The following is a 15,751-nucleotide window of genomic DNA, read 5'->3' on the forward strand; positions in this document are numbered from 1 at the left end:
AACAGGTCGGTCGCGGCGCACTCAATTCGCTCATGATCGTGGTCTCCTAGCTGCCGAACGTTCGATGTTCCGTAGCGCCTCGACGGGCGTCGGGTCGCGGTGCGTGAGCCGCGAGATCCCATCGCAGCCTGTGGTGCGGCTCCGCATGAGGTGCTTCCGGGCTTCCTTCCGCGTGCAACCGAGCGCGGCGGCGAGCTCCTCGACCTGCTCGGCGATCGTCGTCTGCTCGGTCATGCCCCATCGCCTCCGTCCTGGGCGCGGAGCTGCTCGCGGAGTCTGGTGATGATGTTCCGCAGTTCTCTATTGCGCTGGTCCTGGGCGACCGCGAGCTGCTGGAGCTCGGCCTTGGAGAACACGGCTACCCAGCGTGGTGGCGTCCACGTCTCCTCGCTCATGACGCCCGCCCCATCCGCTGCTCGAGCTCAGCCATCTGCCTCTGCCGCTCTGCCTCTTCGCGTGCGCGCGCGCTGGTGAGGTCAGACTGGGAGGTGATGTTGTCCTGACTCTGTTCCTGATCTGGTTCCTGACTACTCCTAGGTCCCGTCGATTTGTTCCCGCTGGAGGAACCATCCGTTCCCTTGACTGGGAACGATTTGTTCCCTTGCGTGGGAACCATTTGTTCCCGCAGTGACGGCTCCCATACGCCGCGGACAATTCCGTCCTCGGCACCCTTCTCGAGCCGGACGCATCTCCATGTCCGGTCGGGCTCGAGTGCGAGCGCGTACTCCGCGCGGATGCCCTTCTCCTTGCTGGCGGCCTTGGTCGAGACGATGACGCCAGTGCGCACGAGTGCCCGGATCGCTCGCTCCTCGAGCTTGCGGGCGCTCTCCCATGCCTTCTCGTCTTCTCGGCCGGGCTCGTGGCCCATGGCCTTGGCAATGTCCTGCCACGTCCCCCAGTAGCGTGGGGGTTGATCCGAATCCTTGGCAACGAGCGCCATGTGGACCAGGGCGATGAAGTGCTGGGGTGTCAGCTTCTGGCGCCAGTATGCGAACGCCGAAGCAATGTTGGAGGCACCCATTAGGCGGCCTCGGGCCTGGGCGACCAGTGGTCCAGGGTCGAGCCGATGAGGCTGACGACGAAGTCATCGGCGAGCGGCATGTTCGCCGCTGTGATGAAGATGCAGCTCATGACCTTATCGAGCGGATCGCGCCCGGGGTCCTCGAGCATGGCGAGCATCGTCTGGTCGTACTCGTCGAGCTTGCGGCGCCGGCTCACTGGCTGGCCGCCGAATTCAGCACCGCGTGCAGCTCGTTGAGCTGACCGCGCGTGAGTGGCGGCGCCGCGGCGAGGTTCTTTCGGATGGCCGCCGCGATGTTCGCGGCGGCGAGGTCGCGGCGCGCGTCGACTAGCTCGGGATCATGTTCGCGCCGCGAGCGTGCGAGAGACGCGACCTTGGCGCGTGCGCTCGCTACTTTCGGCGAGATGTTGTGGGCCACTTCTGGCACCTCCAGGGCAAGGAAAATTCCTCGTCCTGGTGAGGGAGAGTGGCGACCCGGGGCCGCTCCGACGGCGGCAAGTCCGGATAGTGACTATCTTGTCAGCGAAGCTTCCAGATATCCAAGCGCGACACGCCGCGAGCATCCGGCGGGAACAAGTCCATGCGCGGCTCACCGTCCTCGAAACAGGAGGCGAGCCGCTCCCTTCGGACGTCCTTATCGAAGCCGCAATGTCCGCAGTGGAACTCGATGACCGAATAGTCTTCGGCCGCAGACGCGGACGCGCCGGGAACGCCGCGACGACGATGCCTGACGGTGACTCGCCGATAGACCAGGCCTCGCTTCTCAGCGAACAATATCGTGGCGCCGGGGAGATCGTCGTCCCACACGAGCGCGCCGAGGAGCCGCGGGTGGTCCTCCGTCAGCGTGACGTCCTCGGCCGTGAAGCCGTGCGTGCAGACCACCCCGAGGTTCCGGCTCATCGCGCCCCCTTCCATTCGATCCCGACGCTCTCCGGTCTGAAGGTACGCGTGCCGCGGCCAGGCGGGTAGATCGTCACCTTCATGAGGATGTCGACCACTCGGCGCTGCCGTGCGCCGCTGAGGCCGTCCCACACCGCGCGGACATCCTCGGCGTTCACGAGCTCCCCGAGGACATCCACGCGGCCCGCGTCGGCGAGCTGGGCATCGATCTCGGCGTCACGGGCCCTCAGGCGCTCGGTGCCGACGCGCAGCTGCTCAGCGGTCAATACCCCGTCGGTAAAGGCGGTCACGAGCTGCTCGAGGCGCTCGCGGATGCCGTGCTGCTCACTGCGCAGCGTGGCCAGGTCCGGATGGCTGTCCCTCACGGTCAGCTCGCGGGCGTCAGGCATCGAGAGCCGGCCGATCACGTGCTCGACGACGTACGCGTCGACCGGCTCGGCCATCCGGGCGAAGTGCCCCGTGGAGCCCGAGCACCGGTAGTTCGCCACGCCGGGACGCGTGGTCCCGCCTGCATGGACGGTCGCCCCGCAGAGACCGCACACCGCGACGCCCGAGAGGAGCCTCTGAGCGCTCGTGACCCGATGTGTGCGTGCTGGGTTCGTAAGCACAGCCTTGACGGCCTCGAACGTTGCGCTGTCTACGATCGGCGGCCATGCGGCATCGGCCACCACCTCGCCCCGGTACGCCCGCAGACCGACGTTCCGCGGGTTCAGGAGCACGACGCGCACGCTATCTCGGCGCCACTCCGACGGCTCCCCCTTGTGCCCCTCGGCGTAGCGCGTCTGGCCGGAGTGGAGTCCGGCCTCGTTCCAGTCCCTCGCGATCGAGCCGAGCGACTCGCCCGCCAGCAGCGACCTGTAGCCGCCGCGGATGAGCTCGGCCTCGGCCTCGCGCACCGTGACGCCGTCTTGCTCGTACCCGAACGGCCGGCGGCCGCCGGAGCGCAGGCCCTTCCGCGCGGCCTGCGCCTGTGCGGCGACCTGACGGTCGCTCTTGAGCTCGATCTCGTAGCGGGCAAGCGAGCCGAGCTGGTCGGCGACGAGGCGCCCCGTAGCGGTCGTGAAGTCGAGCTCTGGCCCGTTGACGAGGGCAAGCGTGACGCCGTAGTCCTTGGCCGCCTCGTACAGCCGCAGTTCGTCGCGGCGGTTGCGCTGGAGCCGGTCGAGTGACCACGCGACGACATACCGGACCCGTCCGCCCTTGACGGCCGCGAGCATCGCCTCGAAGCCGGGGCGCTTTCGCTTGCCGGCGGCCGAGACGTCGTTGTCCTGCTCGACGGCGAGCACAGCCCATCCGCGCTCTTCGCACCGCCTCAGGCACGCCTCGCGTTGGCGTTCGACGCCAGCTTGGAGGCCTGCGCGATCTTGGCTGATTCGGAGGTAAACGATGGCGTTCACATCTGCTAATCTACCAACTACGTCAGGCGGAGGACCCTGTCGAATCCACGGGCCGTGAGTGTGTTATTGGCCATCGCCCGGTCCAACAACCTCGTGGCGCCCGGGTCGAGCCTGAGCTGACCACGAAGCAGGCGCCCGGGAACCTGGGCATTCGTCTCGAGGCCGTACGGACCCAACCGGTCCAGCTGCCGGCGTCGCGCCTCGAGGACGCGCGGCGCCACGACCGCCGTCGCCTCGCCAGTAGTACCGGCGCCGAAGTCCACCGCCGAAAGCCTGTTGACGGGCAGCTGGATGTCCACTCGGTCGAGGAGCGGGCCCGAGATGCGTCCGAAGTACCGCCGCTTCGACTGGGCAGTGCACGTGCAGTCGAGTCCTTTACCGCTTCCCTGGCCGCACGGGCAAGGATTGGCCGCGAGGACGAGCTGGAATCTAGCAGGGTAGGCGGCCGCGCCCGCCGCCCTGTGGATGACGAGCTCACCGCTCTCGAGTGGCTGGCGCAGCGAGTCCAGGACGCGTCGTTCATACTCGGGAGCCTCGTCGAGGAACAGCACCCCACGGTGGGCACGCGAAGCTGCGCCGGGTCTCGGAATTCCGGAGCCGCCGCCGATGATCGCGGGCGCGCTCGCGGTATGGTGCGGGCTCTCGAACGGAGGGCGTCGAATCAGGTCGCTGCCCGTCCCGGGGATACCGGATAGGGAGTGGATTGCCGTCACCTCCATCGCAGCCTCGTCGTCGAGATCCGGCAGAATGCCGGGAAGTCGCTCCGCGAGCATCGTCTTCCCGGCCCCCGGCGGTCCGACGAGCATGATGTGGTGACCTCCCGCGGCAGCCACCTCGATCGCTGTACGGGCCTCAGGCTGTCCGGCGACATCGCGCAGGTCCGGTGCGGCTAGCGGTACTGGCACCGGCTGCCTCGCAGCCTCGGTTCGCCCGGTATCGTGTTCGGGCGGCACCGAGACGGCCTTCGGGTCGGCCCCGAGTTCCAGTGCGAGCTGACCCAGCGATTCGTAGGCATGGACCCTCACCCCTGGGACAAGCGAAGCTTCCTGCGCATTCGCCGCAGCGACCACCACGTCGGGCCGGCCAGCCCGGACGGCTGCCATTACGGCGGGAAGGACTCCGCGTACAGGCCGCAGCTGCCCGTCGAGCCCCAGCTCGGCCAGGAAGACGACGCCGGCGGGCGGCCTGAGGTCCTCGGCCGCCGCGAGGGAAGCGACAGCGATGGCCAGATCGAAGCCCGTGCCGCGCTTCGGCAGCGACGCCGGAATGAGGTTCACCGTGAGCTTTCGCCGGCTCAACGGGAGCCCGCTGTTCTTCGCCGCGCTGCGGATACGCTCGCGGGCCTCGCTGAGCGCGGAGTCGGGAAGTCCGAGCAGCACGAAGCTGGGCAGTGTCTGCCCGATGTCTGCCTCGACCTCGACGAGGTAGCCGTTGAGGCCCACGAGAGCCACCCCAAGAGCCCTGCCGATGCCGGCCATCAGGCCACGCCCTTGAGGTGCTCGATGACCGAGCGTTCCCCGGCCGGACCCGTCACGGCGATGACGTCAATGCGCCTGGCCCGGCTGTGGACCCCGTGCACCGCGGCCCACGCGCTCAGGAGGTGCACGATGCGGCCGAGCTTCGCGGCGTCGACCGCCTCGAAAGGATGCCCGAAGTCCCACGAGCGGCGCGCCTTGACCTCGACGGCCACAAGCGTCCCGGCGTCCGCGGCGACTATGTCCAGCTCTCCCTCGCGACAACGCCAGTTGCGGTCCAGAATGGCCGCGCCCGTTGACCGAAGGTACTCTTCCGCGAGGCGTTCCCCGCGCTGACCGAGTCTGTCCTTGGCTCTCATGGAACCAGACTGGTTCGATCCCATCGGGCGCGGAACGGGCCTCCAGCGCTATGTGGACGACACGCCGGAACCGGCTCTTGTGGAGGAGAAGCGAAGGGCGCTAGGTGCCGAGGCCGCCCTTGGGCAGACCGAGGTCCTCAACCTTGGGAAGCTCCTCGACATTGACGTCTTTGAACGTGATGACGCGGACGCTCTTGACGAAGCGCGCGCTGCGGTACACGTCCCAGACCCACGCGTCCTGCAGAGTCAGGTCGAAGTAGACCTCGCCGTCGGCGGAGCGTGCCTGTAGATCCACATGGTTGGCGAGATAGAACCGGCGCTCCGTCTCCACCACATAGCTGAACAGCGAGATGACGTCCCGGTATTCGCGGTAGAGCTGGAGCTCCATGTCCGTCTCGTAGTTCTCAAGGTCTTCGGCGCTCATAGTCCTATCTTCCTCCCGCCGAGGTCCCCCTCGGACACGATGGCCTCCTCAGCAGCCTGCTCCTCCTCGGCAGTCTGCTCCTCCTCGGCAGCCTGCTCCTCCTCGGCAGTGCCGAGGTGCCAGGAACGGCGGTGCAGCTCGGTCGGTCCGTGCTCGAGGATCGCCGCCCGGTGCTCGGCGGTGGCGTACCCCTTGTTAACAGCCCAGCCGAACCGGGGATCGTCGCTGCCGTAGCCGACCATGATCGCATCCCGCGCCACCTTGGCCAGAATGCTCGCCGCCGCCACCGCCTGGCACGAAAGGTCCGCCTTGATCGTGGTCTCGACGGGAACGGCAGGCAGCGCAGAAGGAAGGTCGAAGAGGGACGCCTGGCCTCCGCGCGAGAGCCAGTTGTAGTTGCCGTCGAGATGAACTACGTCGGGGACCACGCCGGCCGCAGCAAGCTCGTCGAGAGCTCGCACGCCAGCGAGGCGGAGCGCGTCCATGATCCCGACCTCGTCAATCTCCTGTGCACTGGCATGCCCGACGGCACAGCCCACGCCCCACGAGCGCACGAGGGGGACGAGTTCGACCCGGCGCTCCGGAGTGAGCAGCTTGCTGTCCCGGAGCACGGTGCGGGTCACGACGCTGCGCGCATCGACCACCACGATCCCTACGCTGACGGGTCCCGCGAGGGCTCCGCGGCCCACCTCGTCGCACCCGGCGATCAGGGGACCGTAGGCTGCGGCGAGCCGGTTCACGAAACGCAGGGTGGGCGCCGTCGTGCGCCGCGGCGCGAGGCCCCGCGTCCTGCCGACTGCTGCGTGGGTGCTCATTTCGGTGCGGGCACGTCTTTGAATGCGTCCGGGTAGCTGTCCAGCGAGCGGATCCGGTTCAGCGGCCACGCGATCACCGCTGCCTGTCCCTCGACGTCTCCGATGGAGACAAACCCGGAACCGGGCTGGATGCCCTCATGGTAGCGGGAATCCGCCGAGTGGTTGCGGTTGTCCCCCATAACCCAGATGCTCCCTGCGGGCACTGTGACGTCGAACGGGACCACCCGAGGAGTCTCGGCGGGGTTCACGTAGGGTTCGGTGAGCGCCTGCCCGTTGACCGTGAGGCGCTGGGAGGCGTCGCAGCAGACCACGTGGTCGCCGGGAAGCCCGATGACCCGCTTGATGAGGTGCTGCTGGGACGTGTCAGGGAGCAGGCCGACGAACTCGAGGGTGTCCGTCACGGGATTCGAGGTCGTCGCCGGGACGGCTGGCAGCCACCCCTTGGTGTCCTTGAACACCACGACCTCGCCGCGCTCGAGCGCGAAGTTCCGGGGCACGAAGAGGTTCACGAAGATGCGGTCGTTCTCCTCGAGCGTGGGCACCATCGACTCTGAGGGGATATAGAACGCCTTGAAGAGGAAGGTCTTGATGAGGAACGAGAGGACGATGGCAACGCCGAGGATGATGGCGATCTCCCGCAGCCAGGCCATAAGGCCGCTGCGTCTGGCGCTGTGGTCCTCAGACGCGGAGGCTCCGGGTTCCGGCCCCGCTCCGGTGGCGTCGGGTCCGGCGTCTCGGCTGCGCATCAATGAGTGTCCTTCGGTGTCGCGTGAGTGGTCAACCCGCCCAATCTATCAAGTGGCCACAGGATCGCCGTCGGTCGCCCGATGACCTTGTCGGTGCGCACAAGCCCACCCCCGGGAGCACCCAGCAGGGCCCTGGAGTCCGAGGACACCGAGCGGTGGTCGCCGAGGAGCCACAGGCGCCCGGACGGGACGACGACGTCGAACGCCTGTGTGCTCGGCGCGTCACCGGCGTAGACGTACGGCTCATCGACGGGCTCGCCGTTGACCTCGATCCTCCCCCCGGCCGTGCAGCACCGGACGTGGTCCCCGCCGACGCCGATCACACGCTTGACGTAGACCGTCTCGTTCGGCACGAGGCCGAACCATTCTGCGGCGCTCTGGACGAGATCCGCCCCCCAGCCCCGGCCGGAGCTCAGCGGCGCGAACGAGCCCCTCCCGTCAAAGACGACGACGTCCCCACGGCGAATCGGCTCGGAGTCGGAGGACGTCCGCACGACGGCGATCCGGTCGCCGGGAGCAAGGAGCGGCTCCATCGAACCGGAGGGGATGTAGAAGACGTCGAGAACGAGGGCCCTGATGACGCCCCAGACGATGAGCGCGACGGTAACGGCCAGAACGACCGAACGCCAGCCCCGCAGACGGGACTGGCGTTCTGGCCTTACCACTTCTTCAGGTGTGGAAGCGTTGAGCACGCGAAGCAGCGCTGAGGCTACTTGGCGTTGCTGTAGTCGCGCTTCTCCTTGATCTTCGCGGCCTTGCCGCGGAGCTCGCGCATGTAGTAGAGCTTCGCGCGGCGCACGTCACCCTTGGTCACAACCTCGATCTTGTCGATGATCGGGGAGTGCACCGGGAAGGTACGCTCGACGCCGACACCGAAGGAGACCTTGCGGACCGTGAAGGTCTCGCGCACGCCGTGGCCCTGACGGCCGACGACGAAGCCCTGGAAGACCTGGACGCGGGAGTTCTTGCCCTCGATGATGTTCACGTGCACCTTGATGGTGTCACCGGGAGCGAAAACCGGAATGTCGGACCGCAGCGAGGCGGCGTCGACGGAGTCGAGAATGTTCATGATCTTCTCCTGGCAGATGCCACAGGTCACCCGCTTTGGTGCGCGGTCCGCGCCGCATGGAAGCGACCGGACCCGAATCCTTGACCGCCAGCCGAAGGTCCCGGCGAGGCGGTGTGCCCTCATCCGTTGGCCAGGGCCCCCTGTGGCAGGTCCCGTGCCCGGTAGACACAACGATCCATTGTGCCACAGACGCCGGGTCCGGCGCATATCGGCGCCGCGCCGTTCAGGCCCGGCGGAGCCTGCCGTCAGCGACCTCGTAGCCGAGCTCGCGCAGGACCGCTCGCTCGGCCTTCCCGTAGGCGGCGGCGTCGGCGCCGTCGAGGAGCTCGGGCCGGCGCGCCGCGGTGCGCCGGAGCTGCTGCTCGAGCCGCCATGTGGCAATCTTGCCGTGGTTCCCCGAGAGCAGGACCTCCGGGACCTCGTGCCCGCGCCACGACGACGGCTTGGTGTACACGGGATACTCGAGTAGTCCGTCGGAGTGGGACTCCTCGACGAGGGACTCTGGGTTGCCGACGACACCGGGCACGAGGCGCCCTATGGCCTCGACCATGGCCATGACCGCCACTTCTCCCCCGTTGAGCACGTAGTCGCCGAGGCTCACCGGGCGGACGTCGAAGGCCTCTGAGGCCCACTCGAGGACCCGCTCGTCGATGCCCTCATAGCGTCCGCACGCGAAGGCCAAGGTCGGCTCCTCGGCGAGCTCGTAGGCCATGGCCTGCGTGAACACGGCCCCCGCTGGGGACGGGACCACGAGCACGGGGCGGCGGGGGGCGACCGAGGCGCCGTCGTGAAGGTTCGCCGCAGATGCCTCCCCGGTCTGCTCGGCGAGCACCGCCTCGAGGGCGAGCGCCCAAGGCTCCGCCTTCATGACCATCCCGGCGCCGCCGCCGTAGGGGGTATCGTCCACGGTGCGGTGGCGGTCGAAGGTGAACTCACGGAGATCGTGCACCGCGAGAGTCAGGAGCCCATCCTCCTGGGCCCGCCCGAGGAGCGAGAGCGCCAGCGGCGCAAGGTACTCCGGGAAGATACTGACGACGTCGATGCGCACCTAGGCTTCCCCGTTCGGCTGCCGCGCTGGCTCGCCTTCTGGGGCTGCGTCCGGAGCCTCGCGGTTGAGCTCGAAAAGGCCGGGCGGGGGGACGACGACGATGAATCCGCCCTCCGGGTCGACCTCCGGGACGATTTCCTCGACGAAGGGGACGAGCACCTCGCCCTGGGGAGTTTCGATGACCAGGAGATCCTGGACCGGAAGGGTCCGGAGCGCGGCCACGGTGCCGACGTCCTCACCGTCCACGCGGACGGTGAGGCCCACGAGCTCGTGCTCGTACCAGCCCTCGTCGTCGTCCTCGAGCTCCTCGGTGTCGACGAAGAGCATCGCCCCGCGCAGCTCCTCGGCGCGGTTCCGGTCCGAGACCTCGGCGAAGGAGAGCAGGAGGATGTCCTTGTTCCACCGTGCCCCGAGCAGGGTCAGGGGTCCGTGCGCGTCGGGTTCGACGGTGAACTCCACGCCGGGCACGAACCGGTCCTCGGGGGCGTCCGTGAAGACCTGTGCGGTGACCTCTCCGCGGATGCCGTGCGGCTTACCGAGCCTGGCGACCTGAACATGCATCGGGTTGTGTGCTCCTGAGTTGTTGTGCGGGCCGGGAACGGCACGGCCCCTCCACCCTAGCGGGCGGAGGGGCCGGATGCTGCTGTGGGACTGCGTCAGCGGCGATGGTCGGTGTCGACCACGTCGACCCGGACCGCCTCACCGTCGGCGAGGGCCGCCACCACGGTGCGCAGGGCGCGGGCGGTGCGGCCCTGACGGCCGATCACGCGGCCGAGGTCCTCCTGGTGGACTCGGACCTCGAGGATGTCCCCACGGCGGTTGCTCTTCGCCTGGACCGTGACGTCATCCGGGTTGTCCACGATGCCGCGGACGAGGTGCTCGAGTGCCTCGGCCAGCAAGTTACTCAGCCTCAGCCTCGGCGGAAGCGTCAGCTCCAGCAGGGTTCTCGGCCGGAGCCTCTTCCTTGGCTGCCTTGGGGGCCTCGGGGACGATCACGGAGCTCTTCTCGGGGGCCACGAAGGCCTCCTTGCCCTGACGCGTCCGGAGGGTGCCCTCGGTGCCCGGGAGACCCTTGAACTTCTGCCAGTCACCGGTGATCTTGAGCAGCGCGGCGACCTGCTCGGTCGGCTGGGCGCCGACACCGAGCCAGTACTGGGCACGCTCGGAGTTGACCTCGATGAACGAGGGCTCCTCGGTGGGGTGGTACTTGCCGATCTCCTCGATGGCACGGCCATCGCGCTTGGTGCGCGAGTCGGCGACGACGATGCGGTAGTACGGGGCGCGCATCTTGCCGAAGCGCTTGAGTCGAATCTTAACGGCCACGGTTGTGGTCACTCCTGTTTCTGAACATGAGGCGAGCCCGGACCTTTTCGCTCCCGTGGGGCGGGCCGTACTTCGTCAGGGCTCTTTGTCAACACGATGCACACGGAGAGAGGGGGCCGCGCGGATCGAGTACCTGTCTATTGTGCCAGATGCCGCGGTGTTTTGCATTCTGCCTGCGCCCCCGGGTGCTTGCGCGAGGGGCCGGCTCAGGACCCTGCCCAGACGTAGAGCTCCTGCCGATCCGAGTCGTCGACGTCGGCCGCGAGTTTGGCGAGCTGCTCGACGTAGTCGTAGGCCTCCCGCGCCTCGAAAGGCAGATCCTCCTGATCGACCCATGCTGCGGCCACACGCTCGACGGCGTTCCCCTCGCCCTCCTCGGACTCGTAGCCGAGGAGGTCTGCGAGGGCCCGGACCATGGACGATGGAACGGCCAGGAGGCTGTCCGAGCCGACATCGACCATGCTCAGCTCGTAATCCGCCCCGGGCGCATGCACGGCCGCGCCGACAAGGGTGCCGAGCTGTTCGATCTCGTAGTCGGAAACGCCCGGAATACGCAGACCCCCGGTGTCGTCGGAGACGCCGCCGTCGAGCTTGGCTGCCCTGGCGATCGCATCTTCATGGGTGGAGACGAAGATCTCAGCGAAGGGACTGGGAGCGGACACTGGTTCCCCCTCAATGGGCACTTGGCTCTCTTGGCACGTGGCGGCTCGCCATGGCTGCCGTTCACGGTGTCCGCGGCGAGCGCGGACACGTTGAGCGTAGCGCAGGGAGTGTCAGGCTTCCACGACGGCCATGCGGATCTGGTTGCGCCACGGATCCTCGAAGCGCAGCTCGGCACCCGTGTGCTGGGTGGCGATGCCGCCGACCTTGAGGCGATCGGCCGCCGCGAGCACATCATCCTGCGCCTGGACCTTGATGAGGACCTCGCCGAGGCCCAGCGTGTCCCGGCGGGGCCCGACGCCGCGTGAGTTCCACACATTCATCGCCATATGGTGGTGGTACCGACCTGCCGAGACGAAGAGCGCCTGACCGTGCCATCCCGCGGTCTTCTCGAAACCGAGCGTGTCGACGTAGAACCTCTGGGCGGTCTCCACGTCGCCGACCTGGAGATGGACGTGCCCGATGCCAGCCACCGACTCGCGCTGACCGTCGAGGGATGCCTCGGTGAGGTTCTGGTTCAGGAATACCTGTGGGGGCAGGGGAAGCGAGTCCATCACCACGTGGTCGCCGTTCCACTGCCATGTGTCGCGCGGCTTGTCGAAGTAGAGCTCCACGCCGTTGCCCTCGGGGTCGGTGAAGTAGAACGCCTCCGAGACCAGGTGGTCTGCGCTGCCGGCGAACAGACGCGGCTCGTACTGCGCGGCAGTCGCGACGGTGGCCGCGAGATCCGCGCGGCTGTCGAAGAGGATCGCGGTGTGGAACAGGCCCGCCTCGCCGCGGCCGGGAATCTGCAGGCCAGCAGCCGGGCTGAGGTGGATCACCGGAAGCCCCTGCCGTCCGAGGTAGACGCCGCCAAAGGACTCGGAGATCGGGACGAGCCCCAGAGCACGCTGATAGTAGTCGAGCATGAGCTTCATGTCGCCGACCTTGAGCATCACCGTGCCCATGGTGAGATCGGCGGGCAGGAGGTCCTGCGTGGCGGCGGACGAGGCTTGCGTGGTCATGGGTGGCTCCTAGAGTGCCGGTCGAGTCTGATTCAAGTGTATAGTTACTTGAAGCTTCAATCAACCGGAGATATTCCCTCGCCTACTCCCCTGCCCGCGACCAGCGCACCGTTGCGGAACACGGCCAGAGGCGCGGCGAGCGTCCCGACGTCGCGGCGCGGATCGTCTGCCACCACCACGACGTCGGCCGCCTCCCCCTCATCGAGCGCCGCAACGCCGAGCCAGCGCCTCGAGGACCAGCAAGCGGCGTCGAGCGCCGCTGCGGGGCCGATGGCGACGGCGAGCTCCGCCACCTCATCGGCAATGCGCCCGTGGGCGATCACCGTCCCGGCGTCGGTGCCCGCATAGACGGGCACGCCGGCCGCATGTGCCGCGGCGATCCGCTCGTGGCGGCGCTCCCAGAGGGCGCGCATATGCGCTGCATAACGCGGGAACTTCACCTCGCCAGTGGCGGCGATCTGGGGGAACGTCGCAATATTGACCAGGGTCGGCACGATGGGAATGCCCGCATCGGCGAGGCGAGGGAGGTGCCGCTCCTGGAGGCCGGTCGCGTGCTCGAGGCAGTCGATGCCCGCATCGATGAGGTGGTCGATCGTCTCCTCGGCGAAGGTGTGCGCGGTGACCCTTGCACCCTCGGCATGCGCCGCGGCGACGGCCTCGCGCACGATGGCGGGTGGGAACGCGGGTGCGAGGTCGCCGGCTTCCCGGTCAATCCAGTCGGCCACGAGCTTGACCCATCCGTCGCCTGCGCGCGCCTCCTTGCGCACGGCCTCGACGAGGCCCTCGGGCTCTACCTCGTGCGCGAGGCCGCGGAGATAGCGGTGCGACCGCGCAAGATGCCGGCCGGCCCGCACGAGGCGAGGGACGTCGTCGCGCGCCTGCAGCCAGCGCGTGTCGGTGGGGCTGCCGCAGTCCCGCACCAGGAGCACCCCGGCGGCGGCCTCGGTCCGAGCGTGGGCGAGCGCCGCGGCGTCGTCGGGCGCCCCTCCCGGAACCAGCCCGATGTGGCAGTGCGCGTCCACGAGGCCCGGGACGGCCCAGCCCGCGACGGTTCGGGCCACGGGCCCCGGCGGCGCGACATAGGTGATCCGGCCGCCCACCATCCAAGCCTCCGGCCGTTCGTCGTAGAGGCCTGCCAGCACGGGACCACTCAGGTGGACAGCGTCATGCATGCACCCAGCGTAGCGACCGTGCTAAGGTCCAACGCGTCCACACGGGTGCCCTCGCAGGGGCTGAGATCAGGCTGGCGCGGCCTGCGACCGTCGAACCTGTCCGGGTTATGCCGGCGTAGGAAGTGAGAACTCCATGGAACACCTGCAAGAACAGCACCCTGCCCACTCGCTCGCTTTCGTTGAGGATCCCGAACACGGCCTCAAGGTGCCGGTTACCGAGATCGCGCTCGACGACGCGCCGAACGGCGAGGCCAACGCGCCGCTGCGGGTCTACCGGACCTCGGGCCCGGGCAGCGATCCCGTCATGGGGCTGCCGGCCTTCCGATCCGCGTGGATCGCTGAGCGTGGGGACACCGCGCCGTACGAGGGCCGCGAAAGGAACCTCCTCGACGATGGCCGCTCGGCCGTTCGGCGCGGCGAGGCCTCGGCGGAGTGGAAGGGCGCGAAGCCCGTGCCGCTGCGTGCCAAGCCCGGACAGCGGGTGACGCAGATGCACTACGCGCGGGCCGGCGTCGTGACTCCCGAGATGCGGTTTGTGGCGCTCCGCGAGAACTGCGATGTCGAGCTCGTCCGCTCCGAGGTCGCCGCGGGTCGGGCCATCATCCCGAACAACATCAACCACCCCGAGAGCGAGCCGATGATCATCGGCAAGGCCTTCCTCGTGAAGATCAACGCCAACATAGGCAACTCGGCCGTGACTTCCTCGATCGAGGAGGAGGTCGACAAGCTCCAGTGGGCGACCAAGTGGGGTGCCGACACGGTCATGGACCTCTCGACCGGCGACGATATCCACACCACCCGCGAATGGATCATCCGCAACTCCCCCGTGCCGATCGGCACTGTGCCGATCTATCAGGCGCTCGAGAAAGTCAATGGCGACGCTTCGGCACTCACATGGGAGATCTTCCGCGACACCGTCATCGAACAGTGCGAGCAGGGCGTCGACTACATGACGATCCACGCCGGCGTGCTCCTGCGCTACGTGCCCCTCACCGCTGAGCGCGTCACGGGGATCGTCTCGCGCGGCGGGTCGATCATGGCCGGCTGGTGTCTCGCCCACCACGAGGAGAACTTCCTCTACACGCATTTCGACGAACTGTGCGAGATCTTCGCGCAGTACGACGTCGCGTTCTCGCTCGGCGACGGCCTTCGCCCGGGCTCGACCGCGGACGCGAACGACGCCGCGCAGTTCGCCGAGCTCGACACGCTCGCCGAGCTGACGAAGCGGGCCTGGAAGTACGACGTCCAGGTCATGGTCGAGGGGCCCGGCCACATCCCGTTCCACCTCGTCCGCGAGAACGTCGAGCGGCAGCAGGAGCTGTGCGACGGCGCCCCCTTCTACACGCTCGGGCCGCTCGTGACGGACGTGGCCCCTGGCTACGACCACATCACCTCGGCTATCGGGGCGACCGAGATCGCGCGGTACGGGACGGCGATGCTCTGCTACGTCACGCCGAAGGAGCACCTCGGTCTGCCGAACAAGGACGACGTCAAGACCGGCGTCATCACGTACAAGATCGCCGCGCACGCCGCGGACCTCGCGAAGGGCCACCCGGGCGCGCACGAGCGCGACGATGCCCTCTCCAAGGCCCGCTTCGAGTTCCGCTGGCGAGACCAGTTCTCCCTGTCACTCGATCCCGCCACGGCTGAGGCCTTCCACGACGAGACGCTCCCTGCCGAGCCGGCCAAGACCGCGCACTTCTGCTCAATGTGCGGGCCCAAGTTCTGCTCGATGCGCATCTCCCAGGACATCCGCAACGAGTTCGGCTCGAAGGCGGCTCAGGAGGAGCTCGTCGACATCGCGGCCGGCATGCGGCAGAAGAGCGAGGAGTTCCTAGCAACCGGCGGCAAGGTGTACCTGCCCGAGACCATCACGGTCGGCGCCCCGGAGTAGCCGGTCCTCCCCCGCCGAGGTCACCCCGCGTGAGCGCGAGGTCACCCCATGTGAGCGCGAGGTCACCCCATGGGGACGCGAGTTCAGTCCCGTTTTCGCCGAGCCAAGGTTCGGAATAGGGCAAGTAGTGATGCCCTTTGCGCGCAACAACCCGACTTCGCCGGGGCCGCAAAGGGTGGTCTGCGGCTCGCTCAGGTGACCTCAGCGCTACACCCGGTGACCTCGGCGCTACCCGGGGTGACCTCGGCGGCACACCCGGTGACCTCGGCGCTACCCGGGGTGACCTCGGCGGCACACGGGGTGACCTGGCGCTCAGGGGGCCCGAACTCGGCGTGGGGAGGCGCACGACGGCGAAGGGGCGCCTCCCGCTGCGGCTGGGAGGCGCCCCTTCGCCGTCGTACTTTCGCTGACGTCCGCTCGCCGTCCTGCTCTTGTACGCCGTTC

22 protein-coding genes and 1 riboswitch are annotated in these 15,751 nt (G+C 68.2%); of the genes, 1 reads left to right on the top strand and 21 read right to left on the bottom strand.

Annotation, left to right across the window (positions count from 1 at the left end; genetic code table 11):
- Nucleotides 1-30 precede the first annotated feature (30 nt).
- The 21 genes from AB5L97_RS10925 to AB5L97_RS11025 form a co-directional block, all read right to left on the bottom strand.
- A complete protein-coding gene (locus tag AB5L97_RS10925) occupies nt 31-234 on the bottom strand; it encodes a hypothetical protein (protein ID WP_369044710.1) in 204 nt (67 codons plus the stop codon).
- On the bottom strand, nt 231-395 hold the full coding sequence (locus AB5L97_RS10930; RefSeq protein WP_369044711.1) for a hypothetical protein: 165 nt from the start codon (nt 393-395) through the stop codon (nt 231-233). The genes AB5L97_RS10925 and AB5L97_RS10930 overlap by 4 nt, the downstream gene beginning before the upstream one ends.
- Nucleotides 392-1,021: a hypothetical protein gene (locus AB5L97_RS10935; protein WP_369044712.1), complete on the bottom strand. Its 630-nt coding sequence runs from the start codon at nt 1,019-1,021 to the stop codon at nt 392-394. Before AB5L97_RS10935 ends, AB5L97_RS10930 begins: the two co-directional genes overlap by 4 nt.
- On the bottom strand, nt 1,021-1,218 hold the full coding sequence (locus tag AB5L97_RS10940; RefSeq protein WP_369044713.1) for a hypothetical protein: 198 nt from the start codon (nt 1,216-1,218) through the stop codon (nt 1,021-1,023). Before AB5L97_RS10940 ends, AB5L97_RS10935 begins: the two co-directional genes overlap by 1 nt.
- The gene (locus AB5L97_RS10945; RefSeq protein WP_369044714.1) at nt 1,215-1,439 is read right to left on the bottom strand and encodes a hypothetical protein; all 225 of its coding nucleotides are present in this window, start codon (nt 1,437-1,439) and stop codon (nt 1,215-1,217) included. The genes AB5L97_RS10940 and AB5L97_RS10945 overlap by 4 nt, the downstream gene beginning before the upstream one ends.
- Nucleotides 1,440-1,540: 101 nt before the next feature.
- Nucleotides 1,541-1,921, bottom strand: a complete 381-nt coding sequence (locus AB5L97_RS10950) for a hypothetical protein (RefSeq protein WP_369044715.1) — start codon at nt 1,919-1,921, stop codon at nt 1,541-1,543.
- Nucleotides 1,918-3,318, bottom strand: coding sequence for a recombinase family protein (locus AB5L97_RS10955; RefSeq protein ID WP_369044716.1), 1,401 nt, complete (start codon nt 3,316-3,318; stop codon nt 1,918-1,920). The genes AB5L97_RS10950 and AB5L97_RS10955 overlap by 4 nt, the downstream gene beginning before the upstream one ends.
- Nucleotides 3,319-3,335: 17 nt before the next feature.
- Nucleotides 3,336-4,796, bottom strand: a complete 1,461-nt coding sequence (locus tag AB5L97_RS10960; RefSeq protein ID WP_369044717.1) for a YifB family Mg chelatase-like AAA ATPase — start codon at nt 4,794-4,796, stop codon at nt 3,336-3,338.
- Nucleotides 4,796-5,152 (bottom strand): YraN family protein, encoded by a 357-nt coding sequence (locus tag AB5L97_RS10965; protein WP_307957563.1) that lies wholly within the window; start codon nt 5,150-5,152, stop codon nt 4,796-4,798. The genes AB5L97_RS10960 and AB5L97_RS10965 overlap by 1 nt, the downstream gene beginning before the upstream one ends.
- 100 nt (nt 5,153-5,252) lie before the next feature.
- Nucleotides 5,253-5,576 (bottom strand): DUF2469 domain-containing protein, encoded by a 324-nt coding sequence (locus tag AB5L97_RS10970; protein ID WP_208712739.1) that lies wholly within the window; start codon nt 5,574-5,576, stop codon nt 5,253-5,255.
- Nucleotides 5,573-6,391, bottom strand: coding sequence for a ribonuclease HII (locus AB5L97_RS10975; protein ID WP_369044718.1), 819 nt, complete (start codon nt 6,389-6,391; stop codon nt 5,573-5,575). The genes AB5L97_RS10970 and AB5L97_RS10975 overlap by 4 nt, the downstream gene beginning before the upstream one ends.
- Nucleotides 6,388-7,137, bottom strand: coding sequence for a signal peptidase I (gene lepB, locus AB5L97_RS10980; protein ID WP_369044719.1), 750 nt, complete (start codon nt 7,135-7,137; stop codon nt 6,388-6,390). The genes AB5L97_RS10975 and lepB (AB5L97_RS10980) overlap by 4 nt, the downstream gene beginning before the upstream one ends.
- The gene (gene lepB / locus AB5L97_RS10985; RefSeq protein WP_369044720.1) at nt 7,137-7,802 is read right to left on the bottom strand and encodes a signal peptidase I; all 666 of its coding nucleotides are present in this window, start codon (nt 7,800-7,802) and stop codon (nt 7,137-7,139) included. The genes lepB (AB5L97_RS10980) and lepB (AB5L97_RS10985) overlap by 1 nt, the downstream gene beginning before the upstream one ends.
- Before the next feature lie 44 nt (nt 7,803-7,846).
- A complete protein-coding gene (gene rplS, locus AB5L97_RS10990; RefSeq protein WP_307957559.1) occupies nt 7,847-8,206 on the bottom strand; it encodes a 50S ribosomal protein L19 in 360 nt (119 codons plus the stop codon).
- Nucleotides 8,207-8,429: 223 nt separating this feature from the next.
- Complete coding sequence (trmD, locus tag AB5L97_RS10995; RefSeq protein WP_307957558.1) at nt 8,430-9,254, bottom strand: tRNA (guanosine(37)-N1)-methyltransferase TrmD; 825 nt, start codon at nt 9,252-9,254, stop codon at nt 8,430-8,432.
- A complete protein-coding gene (gene rimM, locus AB5L97_RS11000) occupies nt 9,255-9,815 on the bottom strand; it encodes a ribosome maturation factor RimM (protein WP_369044721.1) in 561 nt (186 codons plus the stop codon).
- Nucleotides 9,816-9,910: 95 nt separating this feature from the next.
- Nucleotides 9,911-10,153, bottom strand: a complete 243-nt coding sequence (locus tag AB5L97_RS11005; RefSeq protein WP_307957556.1) for an RNA-binding protein — start codon at nt 10,151-10,153, stop codon at nt 9,911-9,913.
- 1 nt (nt 10,154) lies between these two features.
- Nucleotides 10,155-10,577, bottom strand: coding sequence for a 30S ribosomal protein S16 (gene rpsP, locus AB5L97_RS11010; RefSeq protein ID WP_307957555.1), 423 nt, complete (start codon nt 10,575-10,577; stop codon nt 10,155-10,157).
- A 206-nt stretch (nt 10,578-10,783) separates the two neighbouring features.
- Nucleotides 10,784-11,239 (bottom strand): hypothetical protein, encoded by a 456-nt coding sequence (locus tag AB5L97_RS11015; RefSeq protein ID WP_307957554.1) that lies wholly within the window; start codon nt 11,237-11,239, stop codon nt 10,784-10,786.
- A 111-nt stretch (nt 11,240-11,350) separates the two neighbouring features.
- Nucleotides 11,351-12,241, bottom strand: a complete 891-nt coding sequence (locus tag AB5L97_RS11020; RefSeq protein WP_307957553.1) for a VOC family protein — start codon at nt 12,239-12,241, stop codon at nt 11,351-11,353.
- A gap of 56 nt (nt 12,242-12,297) precedes the next feature.
- Nucleotides 12,298-13,413 carry an amidohydrolase family protein gene (locus AB5L97_RS11025; protein ID WP_369044722.1) on the bottom strand — a complete coding sequence of 372 codons (1,116 nt, stop codon included), beginning with the start codon at nt 13,411-13,413 and terminating at the stop codon, nt 12,298-12,300.
- Nucleotides 13,414-13,444: 31 nt separating this feature from the next.
- A riboswitch (TPP riboswitch) is annotated at nt 13,445-13,552 on the top strand.
- Between AB5L97_RS11025 and thiC the strand changes: the two genes are divergently transcribed.
- Nucleotides 13,547-15,307: a phosphomethylpyrimidine synthase ThiC gene (thiC, locus tag AB5L97_RS11030; RefSeq protein WP_369044723.1), complete on the top strand. Its 1,761-nt coding sequence runs from the start codon at nt 13,547-13,549 to the stop codon at nt 15,305-15,307. (Overlaps the previous riboswitch by 6 nt.)
- The last annotated feature ends 444 nt before the right edge of the window (nt 15,308-15,751 follow it).

This window comes from Sinomonas sp. P10A9, from assembly GCF_041022165.1.
Lineage (GTDB): Bacteria > Actinomycetota > Actinomycetes > Actinomycetales > Micrococcaceae > Sinomonas > Sinomonas puerhi.

What these genes read in the sequence shown, in the direction of transcription:
- AB5L97_RS10925 (WP_369044710.1), bottom strand. Translation starts at nt 234, where the DNA reads ATGACCGAGCAGACGACGATCGCCGAGCAGGTCGAGGAGCTCGCCGCC.
- AB5L97_RS10930 (WP_369044711.1), bottom strand. Translation starts at nt 395, where the DNA reads ATGAGCGAGGAGACGTGGACGCCACCACGCTGGGTAGCCGTGTTCTCC.
- AB5L97_RS10935 (WP_369044712.1), bottom strand. Translation starts at nt 1,021, where the DNA reads ATGGGTGCCTCCAACATTGCTTCGGCGTTCGCATACTGGCGCCAGAAG.
- AB5L97_RS10950 (WP_369044715.1), bottom strand. Translation starts at nt 1,921, where the DNA reads ATGAGCCGGAACCTCGGGGTGGTCTGCACGCACGGCTTCACGGCCGAG.
- AB5L97_RS10960 (WP_369044717.1), bottom strand. Translation starts at nt 4,796, where the DNA reads ATGGCCGGCATCGGCAGGGCTCTTGGGGTGGCTCTCGTGGGCCTCAAC.
- AB5L97_RS10965 (WP_307957563.1), bottom strand. Translation starts at nt 5,152, where the DNA reads ATGAGAGCCAAGGACAGACTCGGTCAGCGCGGGGAACGCCTCGCGGAA.
- AB5L97_RS10970 (WP_208712739.1), bottom strand. Translation starts at nt 5,576, where the DNA reads ATGAGCGCCGAAGACCTTGAGAACTACGAGACGGACATGGAGCTCCAG.
- AB5L97_RS10975 (WP_369044718.1), bottom strand. Translation starts at nt 6,391, where the DNA reads ATGAGCACCCACGCAGCAGTCGGCAGGACGCGGGGCCTCGCGCCGCGG.
- lepB (WP_369044719.1), bottom strand. Translation starts at nt 7,137, where the DNA reads ATGCGCAGCCGAGACGCCGGACCCGACGCCACCGGAGCGGGGCCGGAA.
- rplS (WP_307957559.1), bottom strand. Translation starts at nt 8,206, where the DNA reads ATGAACATTCTCGACTCCGTCGACGCCGCCTCGCTGCGGTCCGACATT.
- rimM (WP_369044721.1), bottom strand. Translation starts at nt 9,815, where the DNA reads ATGCATGTTCAGGTCGCCAGGCTCGGTAAGCCGCACGGCATCCGCGGA.
- AB5L97_RS11020 (WP_307957553.1), bottom strand. Translation starts at nt 12,241, where the DNA reads ATGACCACGCAAGCCTCGTCCGCCGCCACGCAGGACCTCCTGCCCGCC.
- AB5L97_RS11025 (WP_369044722.1), bottom strand. Translation starts at nt 13,413, where the DNA reads ATGCATGACGCTGTCCACCTGAGTGGTCCCGTGCTGGCAGGCCTCTAC.
- thiC (WP_369044723.1), top strand. Translation starts at nt 13,547, where the DNA reads ATGGAACACCTGCAAGAACAGCACCCTGCCCACTCGCTCGCTTTCGTT.